We start from the raw sequence: 19,973 nt of genomic DNA, 5'->3' as shown, positions 1-19,973 counted from the left end.
CTTTTGGAAGTCGTCGGGAAATGCCTCACAGCCTTCAAATCGGAAACTGTGGGGACGAGCTTGCCTGTTGGGTGGGGCTTGGCTGTAACCGGATCCTCCGTGCTCCTTGCTCGATTCTCTCGCGTCGTGTGCCGGGCGCGTTGTCGAGCGAACTCAGAACCAGCAGGCCTCACGCATGCGTTGGCTGCGGCTTGAAGCCCTCTCGGTGGCGTCAATCGGTTTTCGCGTCCCCCGACGCGCGCAATTCGACGAGATTTGGCATGCGCTGCCGAATGAGTTCGGCGAACAGCCGCAGCTTGGCTGGGTAACTGCGTGCGTAGGGGTGGATCAGGTAGACCGGCAAGGGCGCGGCCTGCCATTGTGGGATCAACTGCACCAGACGCCCTTCTTCAATGTCTCGGGCGACGACCCAGGCGGAGCTGATGCACGCACCGAGCCCCGCCAGTGCCGCGCTGCGCAGGGCATAAAGGCTGTCGGTGCTCAGGCGTGGCTGGATACCGAAGCGGTGCTCTCGGCCGTCCGCCTGGCAGGTCAGCACGACCTGATCGGTGTAGTAGGTGCGTAGCGCCAGCCAGGGCAGGCGTTGCAACTCAGCCGACGTGTCCGGTAATGGGGCGTCGCCGAGTAGGGCTGGCGCGGCGACCACGATCCGTGGCACTTCGCCGAGGCGAATGGCGACCACCGACGGGTCGTCGATAACACCGACCTGAATCGCGCAGTCGATGCCTTCGGCTTTGAAATCCGGGCTGCGATCATGCAATACCCATTCGACGTTGACCTTGGGATACCGGCGCAGATAGTCGCCCAACGGCGCAATCAGCTGGTCCTGGCCGAAGGCATGCGGGGCCTGGACGCGCAGGGTGCCGCGTGGATCGTCGCGTGCGCCGAGCAGCTCGGCTTCCATTTCCGCCCAGCGTTCGAGCAGCTGCACGGCGTAGGCATAGCAGCGCTCACCATCACCGGTGAGCTGCATCCGGTGCGTCGAACGGGCGAGCAGCTGCAGGCCAAGCGAGCGCTCCAATGTTTGCAGTCGTCGGCTGATGGTTGGCTGGGTGGTGCCGATCTGCGAGGCGGCGGCGGAGAGGCTGCCGGTATCGACGATACGGACGAAGGTCCGAAGCAGCTCGATGCGATCAAACCCGGTAACGATGAGGTCTTTCATACGTGTCACGCATAACTGATGTGTAAACGAGGCTACTACAGCGGTTGGTGATGCGCGAAGAGAATGGCGGCACGTTTCAACGCCAATGGATCTATGTCATGACTTCAGCTCAGCTTATCCCCTCGCTCGATCAAGGCTCAGCGGCTCCGTCGCGGGGGTTGGTTCTTCTGCTTGCCACGGGCGCCGGCCTCAGCGTGGCGACCCTGTACTACAGCCAGCCCATACTCGGTGTGCTGGGCGCGGACATCCAGGCGGGTGAGCGCGCCGTCGGCATGGTGCCGATGCTCACGCAGCTGGGTTACGCCTTGGGCATCCTGTTGCTCGCGCCGCTGGGTGATCGTTACGACCGGCGCCGGATCATCCTGGCCAAGTCCCTGATGCTGATTGTGGCGCTGTGTATCAGTAGCTTCGCCCCGGGCATCGCCACCTTGCTCGTGGCAAGCCTGGCGATCGGTCTGACCGCGACCATGGCGCAGGACATCGTGCCGGCCGCAGCGACGGTAGCCCCCGAGGCGCACCGCGGAAAGATCGTCGGCACGGTGATGACCGGCTTGCTGCTCGGGATCCTGTTGTCCCGCGTGATGAGTGGGCTGATCGCGGACCAGTTCGGCTGGCGAGCGGTATACGGGATGGCTGCCGTTTCGATCGCATTGATCGGGCTTGGCGCCTGGCGCGGCTTGCCGCGCTTCGCTCCCACGACCGCTTTGTCCTACGGCGATCTGCTCGGTTCGATGCTGAAGCTCTGGTCGCGCTATCCAGCCCTGCGTCGTGCGGCCTTTTCACAAGGGCTGTTGTCAGTCGGCTTCAGTGCGTTCTGGTCTACCTTGGCGATGATGCTGCATTCAAGCTTCGGGCTGGGCAGCGCCGCCGCCGGTGCATTCGGCCTGGCCGGAGCGGCAGGTGCGCTGGCGGCGCCTCTGGCGGGACGGTTGGCCGACCGCAGCGGGCCGGAGCGCGTGACCCGCTTAGGTGCTGGGCTGACTGCGGCCTGCTTTGCCATGTTGGGGTTGGCAGTCGCTGTTCCGCCACAGTGGCAGCTGGGCCTGATCGTGGTCGCTGCAATCGGGTTCGATTTCGGTATCCAGGCGACACTGGTGGCCCACCAGACCATTGTCTACGGCATCGAACCAGCCGCACGCAGCCGTTTGAATGCACTGCTGTTCACCGGCGTGTTCATCGGCATGGCGGCAGGCGCCGGGCTCGGCAGTATCGCCTTCGCGCAGTGGAGTTGGATGGGCGTGGTGGGGCTGGCGACTTTGGCAGCCATCGCCGCGCTGGGCGTACGACTGGTCCGTGGCGGGAGGAACTGACTGACGCGCGGATGGGCGGCGATGTGCTGGCCCATCCGCGGGCCGAGGCGTTAACACGATGTTTCGGGCGCTCCTTGAGCGCCTGGCGGCTAGAGGCTTATCGAAACGCCGGCCTGCAAGGTGCGCGGGGCGCCGGGGTAGGCCCAGATGTTGCCCCAGGCGCGCTCGTCGTATTCCTCGTCGAACAGGTTGTTGAGGTTCAGGTTGAGGCGCACGCGCTCGGTGAGCGGGTAGTAGGCGAGCAAATCGACGGTGGTGTAGGCGCCCATGTCGAAGGCGGTGTTCGATGTGCTGCCGCGGCGGTCACCGACGTATTTCATACCAACACCCAATCCGAGCCCGGCTAGCGTGCCTTCGGCAAACTCGTAGGTGTCGAGCAGGCTCAGGCTGTGGCGTGGCACGTTGGCCAGCCGGGTGCCGACGGGCATGGTCGTGGTCGAGCTGTCGGTCACTTCCGCATCGACATAGGCATAGCCGCCGATTACCCTCCATTCGGGCGTTATGTTGCCGGCGACGCTGATGTCGAAGCCGCGGCTGCGCACCTCGCCGGCTGCGACCTGGTAGTTGCTGTCCTGCGGATCGGTGGTCAGCACGTTTTCCTTGGTGATGTGGAAGAGGGCCGCCGTCACGCTCAGGTTGTGGTCCGGCAGTTCGTATTTGATCCCGGCCTCATGCGCGATGCCCTTTTCGGGATCGAACGCCTGGCTGGAGCGGTCCGCGCCGCGGTTGGGTTTGAACGAGCGCGAAGTGTTGGCGTACACGGCCAGTTCGTCTGTCAGGTCGTAGATCAATCCGAAACGCGGCGAAACGGCATTGTGCGACTGGTCCCAGCTGCCGGTACTGGAAAGCTTGTTCACGTAGCGCTGCTCGAAGCGCTCAAGGCGAGCGCCGAGCTGTGCACTGAGGCGCTCGGTCAGAGCGATCTGGTCTTGCAGGTAAAAGGCATAAGTCTTGAGGTCTTCTGCGTCGTGGGTCGTAGTGCGGGTCAGCGCGGGCAGCGCCTGGCCGTAGACTGGCGAGTAAAGGTCGATCGGGAAGGCGTCCGCCGCGCCGCTGGAGCGACGGATCAGCGAGTTGTAGTTGAAGTCGTCGAATTCCAGCCCGAGCAAAAGGGTGTGCTCCAGCCCGGCGGTCGCGAAATGGCCCTCGAGGTTGGTCTGGGCCATGAAGTCGTTCCAGTTCAGCCAGCGCTCGCTGTAGTTCCGGCCAATGGTACGGCCGTCGGCAGCGATGCCGTTGTTCTCCACCGCACCGCCGTCGATGCTGCCGTCGAGGTACTGCACGCCGCCACGTAGCGCCCAGTCGGCATTGAGCTGGTGCTCGACGCGCAGTTGGGTGGTGGCGTTCTGGTTGGTTAGCTTGCCGGCGCTTTCCTCGCCGAGAAAACGATCGCGCGGCAACTGGCCGGCCTGGGTGGCGTAGCGGGTGACGCCGCGGTCCATCGGGTGGCGGTTGTGCAGGTAGTCACCTTCAAGGATCACGGCGGTGTCGTCACTGAGCTGCCAGCGCAGCACCGGTGCGACGTTGTAGCGTTCGCTTTCGACATGGTCGCGGAAGCTGTCGGCACCCTCGGCCACCACATTCAGGCGATAGGTGAAGTCGGCGCTCTCGTCGAGCGCACCGGTGGTATCGAGCGTGCCGCGGCGCAGGCCCTCGGTGTCGACCTGGCTGCCAAGCACCGTACGCTGCTGTGCCTGAGGTTGTTTGCTGATGATGTTGAAGGTGCCGCCCGGGTCGCCGCGACCGTAGAGCATCGATGCCGGCCCGCGCAGTACTTCGATGCGCTCCAGCGTGCTGGCGTCGGGCATGTTCGGGTAGCCGCGGTTGACCGCGAAGCCGTTGCGGTAGAACTCCTGGGTGCTGAAGCCGCGCACGAGAAATTCGGTCAGGCCCTGGCCGCCGAAGTTGTTGCCGCGCTCGACACCTCCGGCATAGTCCAGCGCATCTTCCAGGCGGGTCGCGCTGATGTCCTGCACGACCTGCGCGGGTACGACGCTGATCGATTGCGGCGTTTCGTGGATGGGGGTATCGGTACGTGTGGCGCTGGCGGAGCGGGTTGCACGATAACCGTCGACCGGGCCGTCGGCGCGTTCGGCCGATGCGGTCACTTCCATTTCATCGAGCGCCAGCGGGCTTTGTTGCGCTTCGTCGGCCAGGGCCGTGGTTTGGCAGAGCAGGGTGGGAACCGCGAGCATCGGGAACAGAAGGCGCCGCATCGTACGATCCTTGGAAACGGAAGGGGCGCGCATCCTAGAGTTATTGCGATTTATTATCAACTGAGATCGTGTCGCATAACCCTGGCCTCTCGGCGGCCCGGGCGGATATCGCTATATTGTGCGCACCGTTTCCAGAACCAGAGAGGGCCGAATGAATACACCGATCGAAGTCACCGAAGCGTCTATCGCCGACCTGCGTAAAGCACTCGACGAAGGGCGGGTCACAGCGGTCGAACTGGTTCAGGCCTACCTCGCGCGGATCGAGGCCTACGACGGTCCGGACACCGCTACGGCACTCAACGCCGTGGTGGTGCGTAACCCGGAGGCACTGGAAGAGGCGCGCGCTTCGGACGCCCGTCGCGCCCGCGGCGAAACCCTGAGCCCGCTCGACGGCATCCCCTACACCGCCAAAGACAGCTATCTCGTCAAGGGCCTGACGGCGGCGTCCGGTAGCCCGGCCTTCGCCAAGCTCGTCGCCTACCGCGACGCCTTCACCATCGAGCGTCTGCGCGGGGCAGGCGCGATTTGCCTGGGTAAGACCAACATGCCGCCGATGGCCAATGGCGGTATGCAGCGGGGCGTCTACGGTCGCGCCGAGAGCCCCTATAACGGTGAGTACCTGCCGGCGCCCTTCGCGTCGGGTTCGTCCAATGGTGCCGGTACGGCAACCGCTGCCAGCTTCGCGGCGTTCGGCCTGGCTGAAGAAACCTGGTCGAGCGGCCGGGGCCCGGCCTCTAACAGTGGCCTTTGTGCCTACACCCCCTCGCGCGGCGTGATTTCCGTGCGGGGCAACTGGCCGCTCACACCGACCATGGACGTGGTCGTGCCCTTCACGCGGACCATGTCCGACCTGCTCGACGTGCTCGACATCATCGTCGCGGAAGACCCTGACACCCGGGGCGACCTGTGGCGCATGCAGCCGTGGGTGCCCTTGCCGAGTGTGGCCTCGGTACGGCCGGCGTCCTATCACGAATTACTGTCGGGGACCGACGCGCTGGCCGGTAAGCGCTTCGGCGTACCGAGGATGTACATCAATGCCGATCCCGAGGCGGGCACCAGCGAGAATCCCGGCATCGGCGGGCCGACCGGGCAGCGCATCCATACGCGGCCATCGGTGATCGCGTTATGGGAAGCGGCCCGCCATACGCTTGAAGCCGCCGGTGCCGAGGTGGTCGAGGTGGATTTTCCGCTGGTCTCCAATTGCGAAGGGGACCGTCCCGGCGCGCCGACGGTGTTCAATCGCGGGTTGGTTTCTAAGGACTTTCTCCACCACGAACTCTGGGACCTCACCGCCTGGGCGTTCGACGATTTTCTGCAGGCCAATGGCGACCCGGCGCTGAACCGCCTGGTGGATGTCGACGGCCCACAGATCTTCCCGCACGACCCAGGCACATTGCCGAACCGTGAAGGCGATTTGGCCGCTGGCATGGATGAATACGTGCGCATGGCTGAGCGCGGCATCACGCCGTGGGATCAGATCGAGACGCTGCCGGACGGCCTGCGTGGCCTTGAGCAGACGCGCCGGATCGACCTTGAGGACTGGATGGTTCGGCTCGGGCTCGATGCGGTGATCTTCCCGACCGTAGCGGACGTGGCACCGGCCGACGCTGACGTTAACCCCGAATCGGCGGACATCGCCTGGAGTAACGGCGTCTGGGTTGCCAACGGCAACCTGGCGATCAGGCATCTGGGCGTACCGACCGTTACCGTGCCGATGGGGATCATGGCGGATATCGGCATGCCGGTCGGCCTGACGTTCGCCGGTCGCGCCTATGACGACACCGCGTTGCTGAGGCTGGCTGCGGCTTACGAGGCGACTGGCAACAAGCGACAGGTGCCGCCGCGTACGCCGCCGCTACGCCGAGGATGAGCGTCGGGCAGCAGCTTGCCGCCCGGCGTGCGCCGCGAACCTAGGCGGACGGCGTCTCGTTCTTGTCGTCCGCACGCGGCCGGATACGGCCAGTGAGCAGCGTTGCTGCGTTCGAATAATCGGTAGTGCGTGCGGCGCGGTCGCGTTCGAGGTTGCGGTAATCGAGCAGGGCGCCGGTGCCGATCATGCCCAGGCTGAGCAGGGCGCAGAGCGCGATCTGGTAGAGATTCATGAGGGAAACTCACGTGGAAAAGGGATGGCTATCCAACCCTTAACTTGCAGCGGTTTCCATTGGCCGTTGGTGCAATGGCGGAAACGCTCGGCATTGCCGCGATGCAACGACGAGCGCCGTGTCCTTGAGCAGGCACGGCGCAGTCAATCGGGTGGGGTGTCAGGCTTGGCGCCGCTCGGCTTCCGGAAGTACATGCGGCGCCGCCAGCCGGGCCTCAAGCGTCTGGACGAAGGCGCGGGCTTCGGATTCGCTGCGGAACGTCACCTTCCGCTGACCCATGCATACCTCCCATACGCTTCCTTCGCGGGGTGAAAGCGGTCGAACCTGGATATTCATGATTGCCTCCGTTCAGCATTCAAAACGTCAGCGAACGCTAGGTTTCTGCCGGTGTCCTGTCAATTGCAGCATTGCCGCAGCCAGTTACCGTTTATGTCCTCGACGGCGAGAGCGGTCGCCATTGCCGCGAATGCTCTAGGGCGAGACCTATAGCCCGACGATGGCCCCGTGCCGCTGCGACGTTCGAGGCCTGGCGCGGGCGCTGGCTGGGCGGTAGGGTGCAGTACCCGGGCGATCTCATCGTGCCGCGGCAACAACAAGAACGGGCGTCTATCGCCTGCAGATTAAGGAAACGTCGATGCTCAAGAGGACACTCATCGGAGCGATTGCCATCGCCTCCGGCTCCGCTGCCGCGCAAACCAGCGATGCGCTGGTGCTCGATCCGCTGCTGGTGACCTCGCCGCGCAGCGAGAGCGACTGGCTTACGCTGCCTATGGCCGTCAGCGCCAGGGCGGTCGAGGACCAGCCCGGCGAACAACTGCTGAGCCTGGACAGTTTCCTCGCGCCGATCCCCGGCACCGTTTCCCAGAGCCGCTACAACCTGGCGCAGGGCATGCGGCTGTCGATCCGCGGCTTCGGCGCGCGTTCGAGCTTCGGTGTGCGGGGGGTGCGCGTGCTGGTGGACGGCGTGCCGCTGACCATGCCCGACGGGCAAACCGAAATGGACGGTTTGGACGCCTCGCTGATCGAGCGCGTGGAAGTCATCCGCGGACCGGCGTCGACCATTCACGGCAACGCCGCGGGCGGTGTGCTGTCCATTGAAACCCGCCAGCCGAGCGCGACGCCGCGCACCCAATTGGAACTCACCGGTGGCGAGTTGGGTTATCGGCGGGCTCGGGCCGAGACCAGCGGCACGGCTGGCGCGCTGGGTGGGCTGCTGGCCGTAAGCAGTACGCGGCTCGAGGGCTATCGTCCACAAGGCGTGGCGGAAACCAACAACCTGACCGGCAAGGTTCGCTGGCTCGGTGAGCACGGAACGTTGTCCGCAACCCTTCACGCGCTCGATAACCGCGCCGAAGACCCGGGCGCGTTGACCCTGGCCCAGGTTCGTGACGACCGCTCCCAGGCGCGGCCGCAGAGCTTGCAATACGACTCGGACGAGTGGATTCGCCAGCAACGCCTGTCGCTCGTCTGGGATGGCCAGGCCGCAGGGGACGACACCTATCAGCTGCGCAGCTATTACGGGCGTCGCGAGTTTGGCAACAGCTTGCCGCTGCAAGCCAACGGGCAGACCAGCTATGACCGCTGGTTCGCGGGCATTGGCGCCCAGCACACCTTCCGCCGCGAATGGGCGGGCTTGCCGAATGCGCTGACGGTCGGCCTTGACCTGGAAAGCCAGCGCGACGAGCGCAGCCGGCATGACAACCTCCCAGGCGGCATCACTGGTGCCCTGACGCAACGCCAGCGTGAAGCGGCAGACAGCCGCGGTGTATTCGCCGAGAACCAGCTGTCGTTCGGCTATGGCTGGCTGCTGACCACCGGGCTGCGTTATGACAGCGTGCGCCTGGAGGTCAAGGACCGCTTCGTCGGTGACGGCGATGCCGACGAGTCCGGCGGGCGCACCTTGGATGATTGGAACTACAGCCTCGGCCTGAGCCGGCAACTGGATGAGCACCATGTACTTTACGGGCGTTACGCCACCTCGTTCGAGACACCGACCATCAACGAGCTGGCCAACCCGGCCGGTGGCGGATTCAATCCATCCCTCGGACCGGCACAGGCGACCAATCGGGAGATCGGCCTCAAGGGCGAATGGCCGGGGCTGCGCTACGAGGCGGTGCTTTACAGCATGCGCATCGAGGATGAGCTGGTGCCGGTCGTGGACGGGCGCACCTTCTATACCAATGCCGGCCGTAGCAGCCGCGATGGCGTGGAGCTGAGCGCGCAATGGCTGTTCGGTCGGTATTGGCAACTGACCGGCGCGTGGAGCTACAACGACTATCGCTTCGATCAGTTCGAGAATTTTGGTGGCAACCGTATCCCTGGCATCCCTCGCCAGAGCCTGTTCGCTGAAGTGGGATATGACCGCGAGGCCTGGTTCGCGCGGCTGAACCTGAGCGCGCACGACCAGCAATATGCCGACAACGCCAATGACAACAGCGTTGCTGGGTATGCCGTTGCCAATGCGCGAGTCGGCTGGCGGCTGAACGCCGCTGGCCAGCGTTGGGAGCCGTACGTCGGCATCGACAATCTTTTCGACCGCGATTACTACGACAACCTGCGCATCAACGACAACTTCGGTCGCTACTACGAACCCGCCCCGGGCCGGACGCTCTACGCCGGCCTCAAGTTGACGTTCGAATAAAAAAGGCCCGTCATCGACGGGCCAAAAGAGCATCACGCGCAGGAGAGGGCGCGTATGAAGGGAGCAGCAGTGACGCGGTTTTACAGGATCGACAACGGGTAGTTGAAGATCAGGCGGTTTTCGTCCAGGTCGCGGGTATTGACCTCGGAGCGGAAGCTAGAGTTACGCCACTTGATATTCAGGTTCTTCGCCGGGCCGTTCTGGATGGTGTACGCCAGTTCGGTCTCGCGGCCCCACTCTTCGCCATCGTCTGTGGTTGCAGTGCGGATGTTGTCACCGCTGATGTAGCGGTTCATCAGGGTCAGGCCGGGGATGCCGACGGCGGCGAAGTTGTAGTCGTGGCGCAGCTGCCAGGAGCGCTCGTCAGCGTTGTCGTAGCTGTTGTTGAAACTGTCGTTGGCCAGCGAGCCGCCGCTGGTGCCGTTGACGCGCATCCAGCCAGTATCGCCGCTGACTTTCTGCAAGCCGACGTAAAAGGTGTTGCCGCCGGCCTTGAGGCCGAACAGGCCGGAGTAGGTCTTGTTGTCCAGCTCGCCAGCGCGGGCGCTGCCGTCGTCCTCGCCCTGGAAGTAGCCGAGGTTGGCGGTCAGGGCCAGGTTGTCGCCCAGCGGCTGGGTGTGCAGTAGCTGCACGTACTGCTGCTCGTAGACATCCTTTAGTTCGGCAGTCCAGAGGCCGACGGTGGTGCGCTTGTCGTTGAAGGCGTATTCGCCACCAAGGAAGTTGAAGCGGTCGGAGGTCGCGCTGGAAACGCCGTTCAGGGACATGTCTTCCATGCTGGCGTCGTCACGCGGGCTGTTCTGGCGGAACTGGCCACCGTAGAGGGTTAGGCCGTCGAGCTCCTTGGAGGTGACCATGCCGCCCTGGAACGTCTGCGGCAGCGAGCGGCCGTCGTCCGAGCGCAGGATTGGCAGCACCGGCATCATCTCGCCAACCTTCAGCTCGGTGTTGGAGAACTTGGCCTTGGCAGCGACCCCGAAGCGGCCGTAGTCATCGGCCGGGCGGTTGCCGTCGTGAACTGGCAATAGTCCGGTACCACGGGTGCCGCGGCCGCCGTCGAGCTTGACGGAAAGCCCCGCCAGCACGTCGACACCGAAGCCGACCGGGCCCGGGGTGTAACCGGACTGGACGTTGAGGATGAAGCTCTGGGTCCACTCTTCGGCCTTGGAGCGGTCGTCGATCGCGTCGTCGCGGAACTCACGGCCGATGTAGAAGTTGCGCGCGGTGACGCTTGCCTTGGTGCCGTCGACGAAGCCTTCGGCGTGGGCCAGCGGCGCGCTGCCGGCGGCAACGGCAAGGGCGAGCAGGCTCGGGGCGGTCAGTTGCTGGAGGGTTGGACGCTTCATTGTTGTTGTTCCTTTTTTGTTGGTGAAGGTGTCGAAGGTGCCCGGCCGGCGGTACGGTGCCGAGGCCGGGCGTGTTGCAGCCGCGGGTGCGGTAATCAATTCAGCCAGCGCACCAGGCACAGCGTGATGGACGGGAAGAGCACCAGGATCACCACGCGCACCACGTCGGAGATCAGGAAGGGCACCACGCCGCGGAAGGCGTCGCGCAGGCTCACGTCGCGGGCCATGCTGCTGATCACGTAGACGTTCATGCCCACCGGCGGAGTGATCATGCCGATCTCCACCACCATCAAGGCGAGGATGCCAAACCAGATGGCCTTCTCGGTCTGATCCAGGCCGTAGAAATCCAGGCCCATGATCAGCGGGAAGAAGATCGGGATGGTCAGCAGGATCATCGACATGGTGTCCATCACGCAGCCGAGGATCAGGTACAGGATCAGGATCCCGGCAAGCACCACGAAGGGCCCGACGCCGCTGTTGGTAATGGCCTCGGCCAGCGCCACCGGCAACTGCGAGAGGGCGAGGAAAGCGTTCATGATGTCGGCGCCGAGCAGGATCATGAAGATCATCGCGGTGGTCACCGCCGTACCGTAGAGCACCTCCTTGAACTGGCCCCAGCGCATGCCGCCGAGCACCACGGCAAAGAAACCGGTGCCCACGGTGCCGATCGCCGCCGCCTCGGTGGGGGTGAACCAGCCGCTGTAGATGCCACCGAGCACCAGCACGAAGATCAGGAACACCGGCCACACGCCGCGCTGCGCAGCCAGGCGCTGGCGCCAGGTCATCCGGGGTTGAGCGGGGCCGGCGTCGGGGTTCATCCGCACGTAGACGGCAATGGCGATCATGTAGCCGATGGCGGCGAGAACCCCCGGAATGAACGCGGCCATGAACAGCGCCGAGATGTTCTCCTGCGCGAGGATGGCGTAGATCACCAATACCACCGACGGCGGGATGAGGATGCCCAGGGTGCCGCCGGCGGCCAGGCAGCCGACGGCCAGCGAGCCGGAGTAGTTGTACTTCTTCAGCTCCGGCAGGGCGACTTGGCCCATGGTCGCCGCGGTGGCGATCGACGAGCCGCAGACCGCGCCGAACGCCGCGCAGGAGCCGACCGCCGACATGGCGAGGCCGCCGCGCCAGTGACCTATCATCGCCGCCGCCGCGCGGAACAGGCCGCTGGCAAGGCCGCCGCGCGAGGCGAACTGGCCCATCAGCAGAAACAGCGGAATCACCGACAGGTCGTAAACCGTGAAGCGCGCGTAGGCAACCGTTTTCAGGTAGCTCAATAGCGGCGCCCAGCCGCTGATCGCGACGTAGCCACCGACACCCGTCAGCAGCATGGCGATGGCGATCGGGATGCGCACCACCAGAAGAACCAGAAGGATGGCGAGAAACAGCCCGCCGATTTCAACACTGCTCATGCGGGCTTGCCCTCACCACGAAAATCCTTCCAGGCGGTGTACAACGCCACCACCGCCAACAACGCAAAGCCTGGTGCAAAGGCGGTCATCGACCACCAGATCGGCAAGCCCATGATGATCGACTCCTCACCGGTGCCGTAGGCATCGAGCGTGCCGATCACCGAGCGCCAGGCCAAGAGCGCGGCGGCCAGTGCCATCAGCACCCCGCCGAGCGCATCCAGACCCCGGCGCACGCCCTCGGGCGCATGCAGGGTGAAGACATCGACAATGACGTTGCCCCGGCGCAACTGGCACAGCGGCAGGAAGAAGACGATGGCGATGCCGCAGCCCATCTGCACCAGCTCGACGTCGCCGAGCAGCGGCTCGTCGAACAGGGCGCGCATGGCGATGCTGTAGGTGGCCATCAGCGTCATGGCGACCAGCAACAGGCCACCGACGAAGGCCAGCAGGCGCGACAACAGGTCGAGCACGCGGCCGAACGCACCTTCAGGCACGGCAGGCGCCTGGAGTACGGGTTCACTCATGGGGATCTCCGCAGGGCTTCGCGCCGGAGAACCCGGCGCGGCCTCGATAGATTACTGGCTGTACTTCTTGACCAGGTCTCGGGCGTCCTGGAGCAGGGCGGCGCCGTTGTCGTAACCCTTGCTCTCGACTTCCTCGATCCAGTCCTGATCCAGGCGCTCGGCAACCTTCATCCACTTTTGCTGCTCGTCGGCAGACAAGCGATGGATCGTGTTGCCTCGCTGCTCGGCCAGGCGGTGCCCACCCTCGACGGCCTTGTCATCAAACAGCTGGCCGGCCCGACGCGACAGGGTCAGGCCGCTGTGCTCGTCAATGATCTTTTTCAGGTCATCGGGCAGCTTGTCATAACTCGCCGGGTTCATCGCCAGGATCATCACGGTGTACATCAGCGCCGGCTGGCCTTCGGCCATTTCGGTGTGATGGGAAACCAGTTCGTGCAGCTTGAGTGCGGGCACCACATCCCACGGCAGGATGGCGCCATTGACGACACCTTTGGACAGGGCTTCGGGCGTCTGCGGTACGGGCATGGCGACAGGCGTGCCGCCGAGCAGCGATATGAGCTTGGTCGAGGTGCGGTTGGCAGCGCGGATCTTCATGCCACGGAAGTCGCTCATCTTGGTGATGGGCTTCTTGGTGGTATGGATCAAGGCGCCGTCCGTCGTGTGGGTCGCGAGCAGGCGCATGCCCTCGAATTCCTTCTGCCCGTGTTTCTCGACGAACTCCCACATCGCCTGGCTACTGGCTTCGGCCGAACGGCTCATGAAAGGCTGCTCGAAGACAGAGATCAATGGGAAACGACCGCTGTTGTAGCCTGGCAGGGTCCAGACGATATCGGCAACGCCGTCACGCACCTGATCGGCCAGTTGCGGCGGAGTGCCGCCGAGCTGCATCGAGGGGTAGAACTGGAACTGAATGCGCCCATCCGAGGCCTCGGTGATTTCGTCCGCCCATGGCTTGAGCAGGTCGGCTTGGGTCAACGAGTGCGCAGGGAGGAAATGATGAACCTTGAGCGTCACGGTCGCCTCCTGGGCGAACGCGGACAGGCTCAGGCAACTGGCTGAAACCAGTGCCAGCAGGGCCTTGGGCAAACTAGCCATGGTCGTATCCTTTGTTGTTGTATTTGTCGTGGTCGGGCCGCGAAGCCTGGCGGCTTCCGGCGCGGCATCAAGTCGATCGGCATCGGCGTGCCGGTCAGCCAAGGCAATCAAACCAATCCGGCGAAGCGCTCGCAACCGCGCCTGGGCGATAAACGGACGTAACTGTTCGATTACCGCACGACTTGTTGGCCGGCAATGTCAGGCTACCACGCCGACGATGTAGCGCATTTTGATGGCTGCTAGGACCACGGCCGCTCTAGCACGGTGAAAAGGGGCAGGATGCGAAATCCTGAACTAGATTTGTCGTAGGCCGGCTTGCCGTTCGCTCGGCATGACCGCATCGTTTCCCTGACGAAGTTTCGCCATGATCACTGCGCCGCCGCATCCCGAAGAAGCCCTGCGCCAGTTCACGCTCGATTGCCTGAACTTGCTCGACACCGCAGCAGATGAGTACCTCGACACTCTGGTCGGGGTGGCCCGAAAGGCGTTTGGCGTGGAAACGGTGCTAATCAGCCTGATCGATCGGGACCGGCAGTGGTTCAAGGCCCGGACCGGCATGCCGTTGAGCGAGACCTCCCGTGACATCGCGTTCTGCAGCCATACCATCTTGCAGCGCCATTCATTGGTGGTGCCCGATACGCTCGATGATCCTCGCTTCCTGTCCAATCCCCTGGTCACCGCGCCCCCCTACATACGCTTGTATGCCGGGCATCCGATCCGCGTGAACGGTTTTCCAATTGGGACCTTGTGCCTGCTGCATCCCGAACCGCGGCAATTGACCGATACCGAGCGCGGCATGCTTGTCGACTTGGCCTCGCTGGCCGAATGGCATGTGCTGCACCGCGTGCAAAGCACGCATATCCGTACCCTCTACCAAACGCTCGATGCGGAACGCCACCGCGGCATGACCGACCCGCTGACCCAGACCTGGAACCGACAGGGGTTGGACTACTTCGGTCAGGTGCTTGAAAAAGCAGCGCGGGTGAACGAGATGAAGGTCGCCGTGCTGTACGGTGACCTCGACCATTTCAAGCCGATCAATGACCGCTACGGCCACGCGATAGGTGACCAGGCCCTCGTGCAGGCGGCGCGCCGCCTCAAGGCCACGCTGAGAGCCGACGACATTCTCGTGCGCCTGGGAGGCGAGGAGTTCCTGATACTGGCGATGGTCAACCAGCCTGAAGAACTGGCGGCGCTGGCCCAGCGGGCGAGGGAGTCGATCGTCGACACGCCGCTGCTGTGCAATGACATCAGCCTGAGCATGACCATCAGCTTTGGCGCCACGCTCAAGCAGGCCGAGGAGTCGTTGGATCAGGCGATCTACCGGGCCGACAGTGCGCTGTATCGGGCCAAGGCCAACGGCCGCAACAGCATCGAGCTTGGTTAGGAGGTGACCATGTATCCGGATGTCGACCCCTGTATGGGTTCCGATGGCGACACGAAAGCGCGGTGCAGCCGGTGCAACGGCGAGAACATGGCTGTCTATTCTGAACCGGCTACGGGGACCTTCCTACCGCTTCGCAACCGCGCGATGAATTGCGCGCGAGATTTGCCTGGAGGTGCCAATGCCTGACTCCCGCACCAACCTGTTATCCAGCCTGGGCAGTGATCCGGTATCCGCCCTGGCTCGGCTCGATGCCAGCCAGCTATCCGTAGGCGAAATGTTGTCTGAAGCGTTGCGCTCGGTGAAATCACACCTGCGCATGGAGGTCGCGTTCATCAGCCAGTTTCGCGATGGTCAACGCGTGTTCCGTTATATCGAGGGGCAGATTCGTGCGCTGCCGCTCAAGCCGGGCGATGCCGGCCCGCTCGAGGACAGCTATTGCCAGCGGGTGGTCGATGGTCGGTTGCCGTCGCTGATTCGCGACGCGACCGAACTGCGCGAGGCGCTGTCGCTCCCTATCACACGCGAGCTGCCGGTGGGGGCGCACCTCAGCGTGCCGATCCGCTTCAGCGACGGGACGCTCTACGGGACCTTCTGCTGCTTTAGCACCGAGCCGGACGATACCCTGCGCGACTATGACGTCAGCACGCTGCATCTCTTCGCCCAATTCGCCGGTCGGCTGCTAGAGCGTCACGCTGCCAGCGAGAAGGTGTTCGAGGAACGGTTGACGCGCATTTCGCAGGTATTGGCGGAACGCAGCTATCACACGCTGTATCAGCCGATCATGCATTTGCTCGACCAGCGCGTCGTAGGCTACGAGGCGTTGGCGCGCTTCCATCCTGAACCTTACCGCTCACCGGACAAGTGGTTCGACGAGGCCGGCCAGGTAGGTTTGCGTTCGCAATTGGAGATCGCCTTGCTGGAAGAGGCGCTGCGGGGATTGGACCTGGTAGACGACAACGTCTACCTGTCACTGAATGCTTGCCCTTCGGCGATCCTGGACGGCAGCGTGGTCCGCCTGCTGTCGAACCATCCGTTGGAGCGGCTGATGCTTGAGGTCACCGAGCACAGCTCCATCGACGACTATGCGGTGATCGCATCGACGCTCGAACCCTTACGACGCCGGGGCCTGCGCCTGGCCGTGGACGATGCGGGCGCCGGCTACGCCAGTTTCCGCCACATCCTTAAACTCCGACCGGACGTGATCAAGCTGGACCGCAGCCTGATCACCAACGTAGATACCGACACGCACTCGCGGGCCCTGGCGGCCGCCCTGATCCGGTTTGCCGAAGAGACGGGGTGCAAGATCATCGCCGAAGGCGTGGAGACCGAAAACGAGCTGGCAGTGCTTCGCCAGCTCAATGTAATCAAGGCGCAGGGCTACCTCCTCGGGCACCCGCAACGGCTGGCCGGGCAGCGCTAAATCATTTACAGAAAATGCCCGGCGATCGCGACGGCTACGGCGACGCCCAGCAACACCAGTAACATTCGATAGCGCCGGGGCTCGCTCGCCTGGGGGCGCACGGGCGCAGCAGCTGCGGCTGGCTTGAGCGGGTTAGGGCTCGATGGACGTGGCGCAGGCGTTTTCTGAGCCGGTGCGGGCGTCGCGACGGGAGGCAGCTCCGAGGCACGCATGAAGACGGTAGCGTCTTCGTCGACCTGCTCGGCGACCGCAACCTTCGGGCCGATCACCAGCAGCGTGGTACTGCCGAGCTGGACCTGATCGCCCGGTTGCAGGACTGCCGTAGTGACGCGCTCGTGGTTGACCTTGAGTCCGTTGGCCGAGGCCAGGTCCTTGACCTCCAGCACATCGCCCTTGAGAAAAAATTCCGCATGCCGGCGCGACAGTTCGGGGTCGCTGAAGCACAGTTCGCACTTGACGGACCGGCCGAAGGTCATCGAGCCAGTGATGTGGTACTTGTGCCTCTGGTTCTCGCCTTGCAGCACCTGCAGCAGCCAGCGCGGCGCCTGGCCGGCCCGGGCGCCGGCCTTGGCGGGGTCGATGATCTGCAATTCCACCGAACCCAGGCGTACGCGGTCGCCGGAGCGGATCTGGTAGCGCTCGCCGATGCGTTCCTCGTTGACGAAGGTGCCGCCTGGAGTGCCCAGGTCGCTGAGGTAGTAGAAGCGATTCGCCTGGTGCAGTTCGGCGTGAAACGGGCCTACGTCTGCATCCTTGAGTACCAGGTCGTTACTGGCATCCGTGCCGAGGGTGAACCGCTCATCCGCTAGCCAGACGGGCGCTTGGCGGTTGTCAACGAAGTGAATCCTGAGCATCTGGGGCTTTACCTATGCACTGAAGGACCATGCCTCGCCTGTCGGCAAGGCTCGCCGGTCATTATTTAAACAATCGATTCCAGAGCCGCTTGACCGGGTTGGCGGTGGCCTGGGTGTTGGAGTTTGTCGAGGGGGCTGTGCGGGGCGCGACGGTAGCCTGCGAACGGCTGGGCGAGCGGGCGGCACGGGCGGCGCGAGCGCTGGCGACGCGCCGTGGATGGTCGTCACGCATCGCCAGCAGCGTCGCATCTTCCGGGGCGACCTCGAGCCCTTGCTGGACATATTCGAGCGCCAGCGCGTATTCGCGTCGATCGAATGCGGCCTCGCTCAGCGCCGCGTAGCGTTGCAATACCTGCTGGATGCCCGCCAACGCGTCAGGGTGATCCGGCACCCAGCCCAGCACCTGGCGGTAATAGTGGACGGCGCTATCCTCGCTGGGCTGCAGCAGCTGGTCGTCGGCAAGTCGTTGCGCGGCGAGTGCGAGGAACCCATCGATGCGGGCCTCGAGTACCCGGCGCAGTCCGTCCAGCGCCTGGGCGTTATCGTCATCCAGGCGCAGGGCCTGTCGGAAATAGTGGTCGGCATTGTCATCGGCCGGGCTTGTCAGGCTGCCTTCGGCTAGGCGTGTTTCGGCCCGTGCGAGCCACTGCTCGATCTGTTGATGTCGATACCACTGATGCCCGCCGATGCCCAGCGCGGCGATGAGCAACACCAAGGCTGTCGCGATCACCCAGCGCCATTTGCGCTGGCGTGGGGCTGGCCGGGCCTCCACGCCCAGATCGAGCGCCGGGGCGATGCGGGTCATGTCCATGTCCGGCTCGGTGAGCGTGTCGATGGCATCGAGCAATTCGCGGCAATTGGCGAAGCGGCCTTCCGGACGTTTGGCCAACATGCGATTGATCAGCGTCTGGTAATCCGCCAGGGCGGGCGGCAGGTCAGGCGGCGGAAGCTGCAGGTGATTGAGCACCGTTTGTGGATAACTGGCCGCGCGAAAGACGTTGGTGCCGAGCAGCATCTCGGCAAGGATGACGCCAAGGCTGTAGATGTCGCTTCGTGCGTCCAGCGTCTGGCACTGCGCCTGCTCAGGGCTGCTGTAGGCGGGGCTGCCTACGGCGATGCCGAAGTGCGTCAGTTCGTTGTCCAGCTCCACTGCCTTGGCGACGCCGAAGTCGGTCAACACGACGCTACCGTCATCGCGAAACAGCACGTTTGCAGGCTTGACGTCGCGGTGCACCAGGCCGTTGTCGTGAACCACCGCCAGCCCTCCGGCAAGCTGGCGGACGATATCCAGCGCACGTGAGGGTGACAGGACGGTGCCGCGATGCTGGGCCAGGTCGCCGCCGCCGATGTATTCCATGGCCAGGTAATGACGGCCGTCGGCAATCTGGCCGATGTCATGGATGGTGATGATCGAGGGGTGGCGCAGCGAGGCGACGATATGGCCCTCTTGAATGAAGCGTTCGACAAAGGCCTCGTCATTGGTCGCCAGCAAAATTTTCAGCGCGACCTCACGGTCGAGCGACAGCTGGGTCGCGAGATAGACCTCGGCCATCCCACCTTTGCCCAGGCGCTTGTGCAGGCGATAGCCGGGTACTTCCAACATCCGATCGGTCATGACGCGCGGCCTACCAAAGACTTGAGGGTTTTGGACAGCAGGTGCAGCACTCGCTGCCCAAGCGTTAGAGCGGACGGGTCCGCCAGGGTACGGCCGAGTACGATGCAGGTGATGTTGTCCCGCCCACCCCGGGCGTTGGCCACAGCGATAAGCCGGTCGACCAGCTGTTCGAGCGTATCGGCCTCGGTGCACTGCTGGTGAATATCGGCGTCCGTCAGCTCGCCGGTCAGTCCGTCACTGCACAAGAGCAGCAGCTCACCGGGGTGCAGCGTGGCAGAGAGCAGGCCGACTTCCGGCGTCTCGTCACGCCCCAGACATTGCAGAATCACGTTTCGCCGACTGTGGCGAGCCGCGTCGTCAGGACTCAATTCACCCGCATCGATCATTGCCTGAACCCAGCTGTGATCCCGGCTGAGTGCAACGATGCCCTCAGCGTTGATCCGATAGGCGCGGCTGTCGCCAACCCAGGCAAGCTGGAAATCAGCGCCGTTGAACAAGGTGGTGACGATTGTGGTGCCCATGCCTGGCCGGGGTGCGGCAGTGCGTACCGCGTGATGCGCGGCGTGCACCGCTGCTTGCAACTCAGCGCCGTCCGCGATAGCGCGCTCTAGCGTCTGCAGCGCGAGGGCGCTGGCTACTTCGCCGAACTGGTGGCCGCCCATGCCATCGGCCACTGCCCAGAGGCCCAATGGTGGGCAGCAGAGCAGCGCATCCTCGTTGTGATCGCGCTTTTGTCCGGGCGAGGTCAGGCCGGCAAAATCTAGCGAATGTGAGGGGGCGTTACGAGCCATGCGGGGGATCAGGATCCTGGGGTGACGGGCCACGGGCGATCCTGGGCATGATGCGTTGGCTGTAGGCGACTGTCACCGTCCGTCGGCTTGCC

16 protein-coding genes are annotated in these 19,973 nt (G+C 64.2%); 5 read left to right on the top strand and 11 right to left on the bottom strand.

Annotation, left to right across the window (positions count from 1 at the left end; genetic code table 11):
- Positions 1-211: 211 nt before the first annotated feature.
- Positions 212-1,162, bottom strand: coding sequence for a LysR family transcriptional regulator (locus M1D78_RS12870; protein ID WP_437420403.1), 951 nt, complete (start codon positions 1,160-1,162; stop codon positions 212-214).
- 98 nt (positions 1,163-1,260) lie between these two features.
- Between M1D78_RS12870 and M1D78_RS12865 the strand changes: the two genes are divergently transcribed.
- The gene (locus M1D78_RS12865) at positions 1,261-2,472 is read left to right on the top strand and encodes an MFS transporter (RefSeq protein WP_437420402.1); all 1,212 of its coding nucleotides are present in this window, start codon (positions 1,261-1,263) and stop codon (positions 2,470-2,472) included.
- Between the two features lie 89 nt (positions 2,473-2,561).
- Here M1D78_RS12865 and M1D78_RS12860 read toward each other — a convergent pair whose 3' ends face one another.
- Positions 2,562-4,688 carry a TonB-dependent siderophore receptor gene (locus M1D78_RS12860; protein WP_437420401.1) on the bottom strand — a complete coding sequence of 709 codons (2,127 nt, stop codon included), beginning with the start codon at positions 4,686-4,688 and terminating at the stop codon, positions 2,562-2,564.
- A 151-nt stretch (positions 4,689-4,839) separates the two neighbouring features.
- On the opposite strand from M1D78_RS12860, the gene M1D78_RS12855 reads away from it, so the two are divergent.
- The gene (locus tag M1D78_RS12855; RefSeq protein ID WP_437420400.1) at positions 4,840-6,558 is read left to right on the top strand and encodes an amidase; all 1,719 of its coding nucleotides are present in this window, start codon (positions 4,840-4,842) and stop codon (positions 6,556-6,558) included.
- Positions 6,559-6,598: 40 nt separating this feature from the next.
- Here the strand turns inward: M1D78_RS12855 and M1D78_RS12850 are convergent, their stop codons facing one another.
- Both M1D78_RS12850 and M1D78_RS12845 read right to left on the bottom strand, forming a co-directional pair.
- Positions 6,599-6,790 carry a hypothetical protein gene (locus M1D78_RS12850; RefSeq protein ID WP_437420399.1) on the bottom strand — a complete coding sequence of 64 codons (192 nt, stop codon included), beginning with the start codon at positions 6,788-6,790 and terminating at the stop codon, positions 6,599-6,601.
- Positions 6,791-6,949: 159 nt separating this feature from the next.
- Entirely contained in the window at positions 6,950-7,126 is a 177-nt protein-coding gene (locus tag M1D78_RS12845) for a hypothetical protein (RefSeq protein ID WP_437420398.1), read from the bottom strand.
- A 298-nt stretch (positions 7,127-7,424) separates the two neighbouring features.
- On the opposite strand from M1D78_RS12845, the gene M1D78_RS12840 reads away from it, so the two are divergent.
- A complete protein-coding gene (locus M1D78_RS12840; RefSeq protein ID WP_437420397.1) occupies positions 7,425-9,431 on the top strand; it encodes a TonB-dependent receptor family protein in 2,007 nt (668 codons plus the stop codon).
- Between the two features lie 80 nt (positions 9,432-9,511).
- Here the strand turns inward: M1D78_RS12840 and M1D78_RS12835 are convergent, their stop codons facing one another.
- From M1D78_RS12835 to M1D78_RS12820, 4 genes are all read right to left on the bottom strand, one after another.
- A complete protein-coding gene (locus M1D78_RS12835; RefSeq protein ID WP_437420396.1) occupies positions 9,512-10,777 on the bottom strand; it encodes an OprD family porin in 1,266 nt (421 codons plus the stop codon).
- 95 nt (positions 10,778-10,872) lie between these two features.
- Entirely contained in the window at positions 10,873-12,195 is a 1,323-nt protein-coding gene (locus M1D78_RS12830; RefSeq protein WP_457932860.1) for a TRAP transporter large permease, read from the bottom strand.
- Positions 12,192-12,719 carry a TRAP transporter small permease gene (locus M1D78_RS12825; protein WP_437422928.1) on the bottom strand — a complete coding sequence of 176 codons (528 nt, stop codon included), beginning with the start codon at positions 12,717-12,719 and terminating at the stop codon, positions 12,192-12,194. The genes M1D78_RS12830 and M1D78_RS12825 overlap by 4 nt, the downstream gene beginning before the upstream one ends.
- A gap of 51 nt (positions 12,720-12,770) precedes the next feature.
- Positions 12,771-13,814, bottom strand: a complete 1,044-nt coding sequence (locus tag M1D78_RS12820) for a TRAP transporter substrate-binding protein (RefSeq protein ID WP_437422927.1) — start codon at positions 13,812-13,814, stop codon at positions 12,771-12,773.
- 364 nt (positions 13,815-14,178) lie between these two features.
- Here M1D78_RS12820 and M1D78_RS12815 point away from each other — a divergent pair, with 364 nt between their 5' ends.
- Together M1D78_RS12815 and M1D78_RS12810 are read left to right on the top strand one after the other, a co-directional pair.
- Complete coding sequence (locus M1D78_RS12815; protein WP_437422926.1) at positions 14,179-15,201, top strand: sensor domain-containing diguanylate cyclase; 1,023 nt, start codon at positions 14,179-14,181, stop codon at positions 15,199-15,201.
- A 178-nt stretch (positions 15,202-15,379) separates the two neighbouring features.
- Positions 15,380-16,621: a sensor domain-containing phosphodiesterase gene (locus M1D78_RS12810; RefSeq protein WP_437422925.1), complete on the top strand. Its 1,242-nt coding sequence runs from the start codon at positions 15,380-15,382 to the stop codon at positions 16,619-16,621.
- Between the two features lie 5 nt (positions 16,622-16,626).
- Here the strand turns inward: M1D78_RS12810 and M1D78_RS12805 are convergent, their stop codons facing one another.
- The 3 genes from M1D78_RS12805 to M1D78_RS12795 all read right to left on the bottom strand — a co-directional run bounded on the left by M1D78_RS12805 (position 16,627) and on the right by M1D78_RS12795 (position 19,881).
- Positions 16,627-17,475 carry an FHA domain-containing protein gene (locus tag M1D78_RS12805; protein ID WP_437422924.1) on the bottom strand — a complete coding sequence of 283 codons (849 nt, stop codon included), beginning with the start codon at positions 17,473-17,475 and terminating at the stop codon, positions 16,627-16,629.
- Between the two features lie 61 nt (positions 17,476-17,536).
- On the bottom strand, positions 17,537-19,090 hold the full coding sequence (locus M1D78_RS12800; RefSeq protein WP_437422923.1) for a serine/threonine-protein kinase: 1,554 nt from the start codon (positions 19,088-19,090) through the stop codon (positions 17,537-17,539).
- The gene (locus M1D78_RS12795) at positions 19,087-19,881 is read right to left on the bottom strand and encodes a PP2C family protein-serine/threonine phosphatase (protein WP_437422922.1); all 795 of its coding nucleotides are present in this window, start codon (positions 19,879-19,881) and stop codon (positions 19,087-19,089) included. The genes M1D78_RS12800 and M1D78_RS12795 overlap by 4 nt, the downstream gene beginning before the upstream one ends.
- Between the last annotated feature and the right edge of the window lie 92 nt (positions 19,882-19,973).

Source organism: Pseudomonas sp. SA195, assembly GCF_054131565.1.
Note: the sequence above shows the minus strand (reverse complement) of the source record. Positions and strands in the feature narration are given on the sequence as shown.

Bases quoted from the DNA above. Each gene is read 5' to 3' on its own strand.
- M1D78_RS12870 (WP_437420403.1), bottom strand. From the start codon at position 1,162: ATGAAAGACCTCATCGTTACCGGGTTTGATCGCATCGAGCTGCTTCGG.
- M1D78_RS12865 (WP_437420402.1), top strand. From the start codon at position 1,261: ATGACTTCAGCTCAGCTTATCCCCTCGCTCGATCAAGGCTCAGCGGCT.
- M1D78_RS12860 (WP_437420401.1), bottom strand. From the start codon at position 4,688: ATGCGGCGCCTTCTGTTCCCGATGCTCGCGGTTCCCACCCTGCTCTGC.
- M1D78_RS12855 (WP_437420400.1), top strand. From the start codon at position 4,840: ATGAATACACCGATCGAAGTCACCGAAGCGTCTATCGCCGACCTGCGT.
- M1D78_RS12850 (WP_437420399.1), bottom strand. From the start codon at position 6,790: ATGAATCTCTACCAGATCGCGCTCTGCGCCCTGCTCAGCCTGGGCATG.
- M1D78_RS12845 (WP_437420398.1), bottom strand. From the start codon at position 7,126: ATGAATATCCAGGTTCGACCGCTTTCACCCCGCGAAGGAAGCGTATGG.
- M1D78_RS12840 (WP_437420397.1), top strand. From the start codon at position 7,425: ATGCTCAAGAGGACACTCATCGGAGCGATTGCCATCGCCTCCGGCTCC.
- M1D78_RS12835 (WP_437420396.1), bottom strand. From the start codon at position 10,777: ATGAAGCGTCCAACCCTCCAGCAACTGACCGCCCCGAGCCTGCTCGCC.
- M1D78_RS12830 (WP_457932860.1), bottom strand. From the start codon at position 12,195: ATGAGCAGTGTTGAAATCGGCGGGCTGTTTCTCGCCATCCTTCTGGTT.
- M1D78_RS12825 (WP_437422928.1), bottom strand. From the start codon at position 12,719: ATGAGTGAACCCGTACTCCAGGCGCCTGCCGTGCCTGAAGGTGCGTTC.
- M1D78_RS12820 (WP_437422927.1), bottom strand. From the start codon at position 13,814: ATGGCTAGTTTGCCCAAGGCCCTGCTGGCACTGGTTTCAGCCAGTTGC.
- M1D78_RS12815 (WP_437422926.1), top strand. From the start codon at position 14,179: ATGATCACTGCGCCGCCGCATCCCGAAGAAGCCCTGCGCCAGTTCACG.
- M1D78_RS12810 (WP_437422925.1), top strand. From the start codon at position 15,380: ATGCCTGACTCCCGCACCAACCTGTTATCCAGCCTGGGCAGTGATCCG.
- M1D78_RS12805 (WP_437422924.1), bottom strand. From the start codon at position 17,475: ATGCTCAGGATTCACTTCGTTGACAACCGCCAAGCGCCCGTCTGGCTA.
- M1D78_RS12800 (WP_437422923.1), bottom strand. From the start codon at position 19,090: ATGACCGATCGGATGTTGGAAGTACCCGGCTATCGCCTGCACAAGCGC.
- M1D78_RS12795 (WP_437422922.1), bottom strand. From the start codon at position 19,881: ATGGCTCGTAACGCCCCCTCACATTCGCTAGATTTTGCCGGCCTGACC.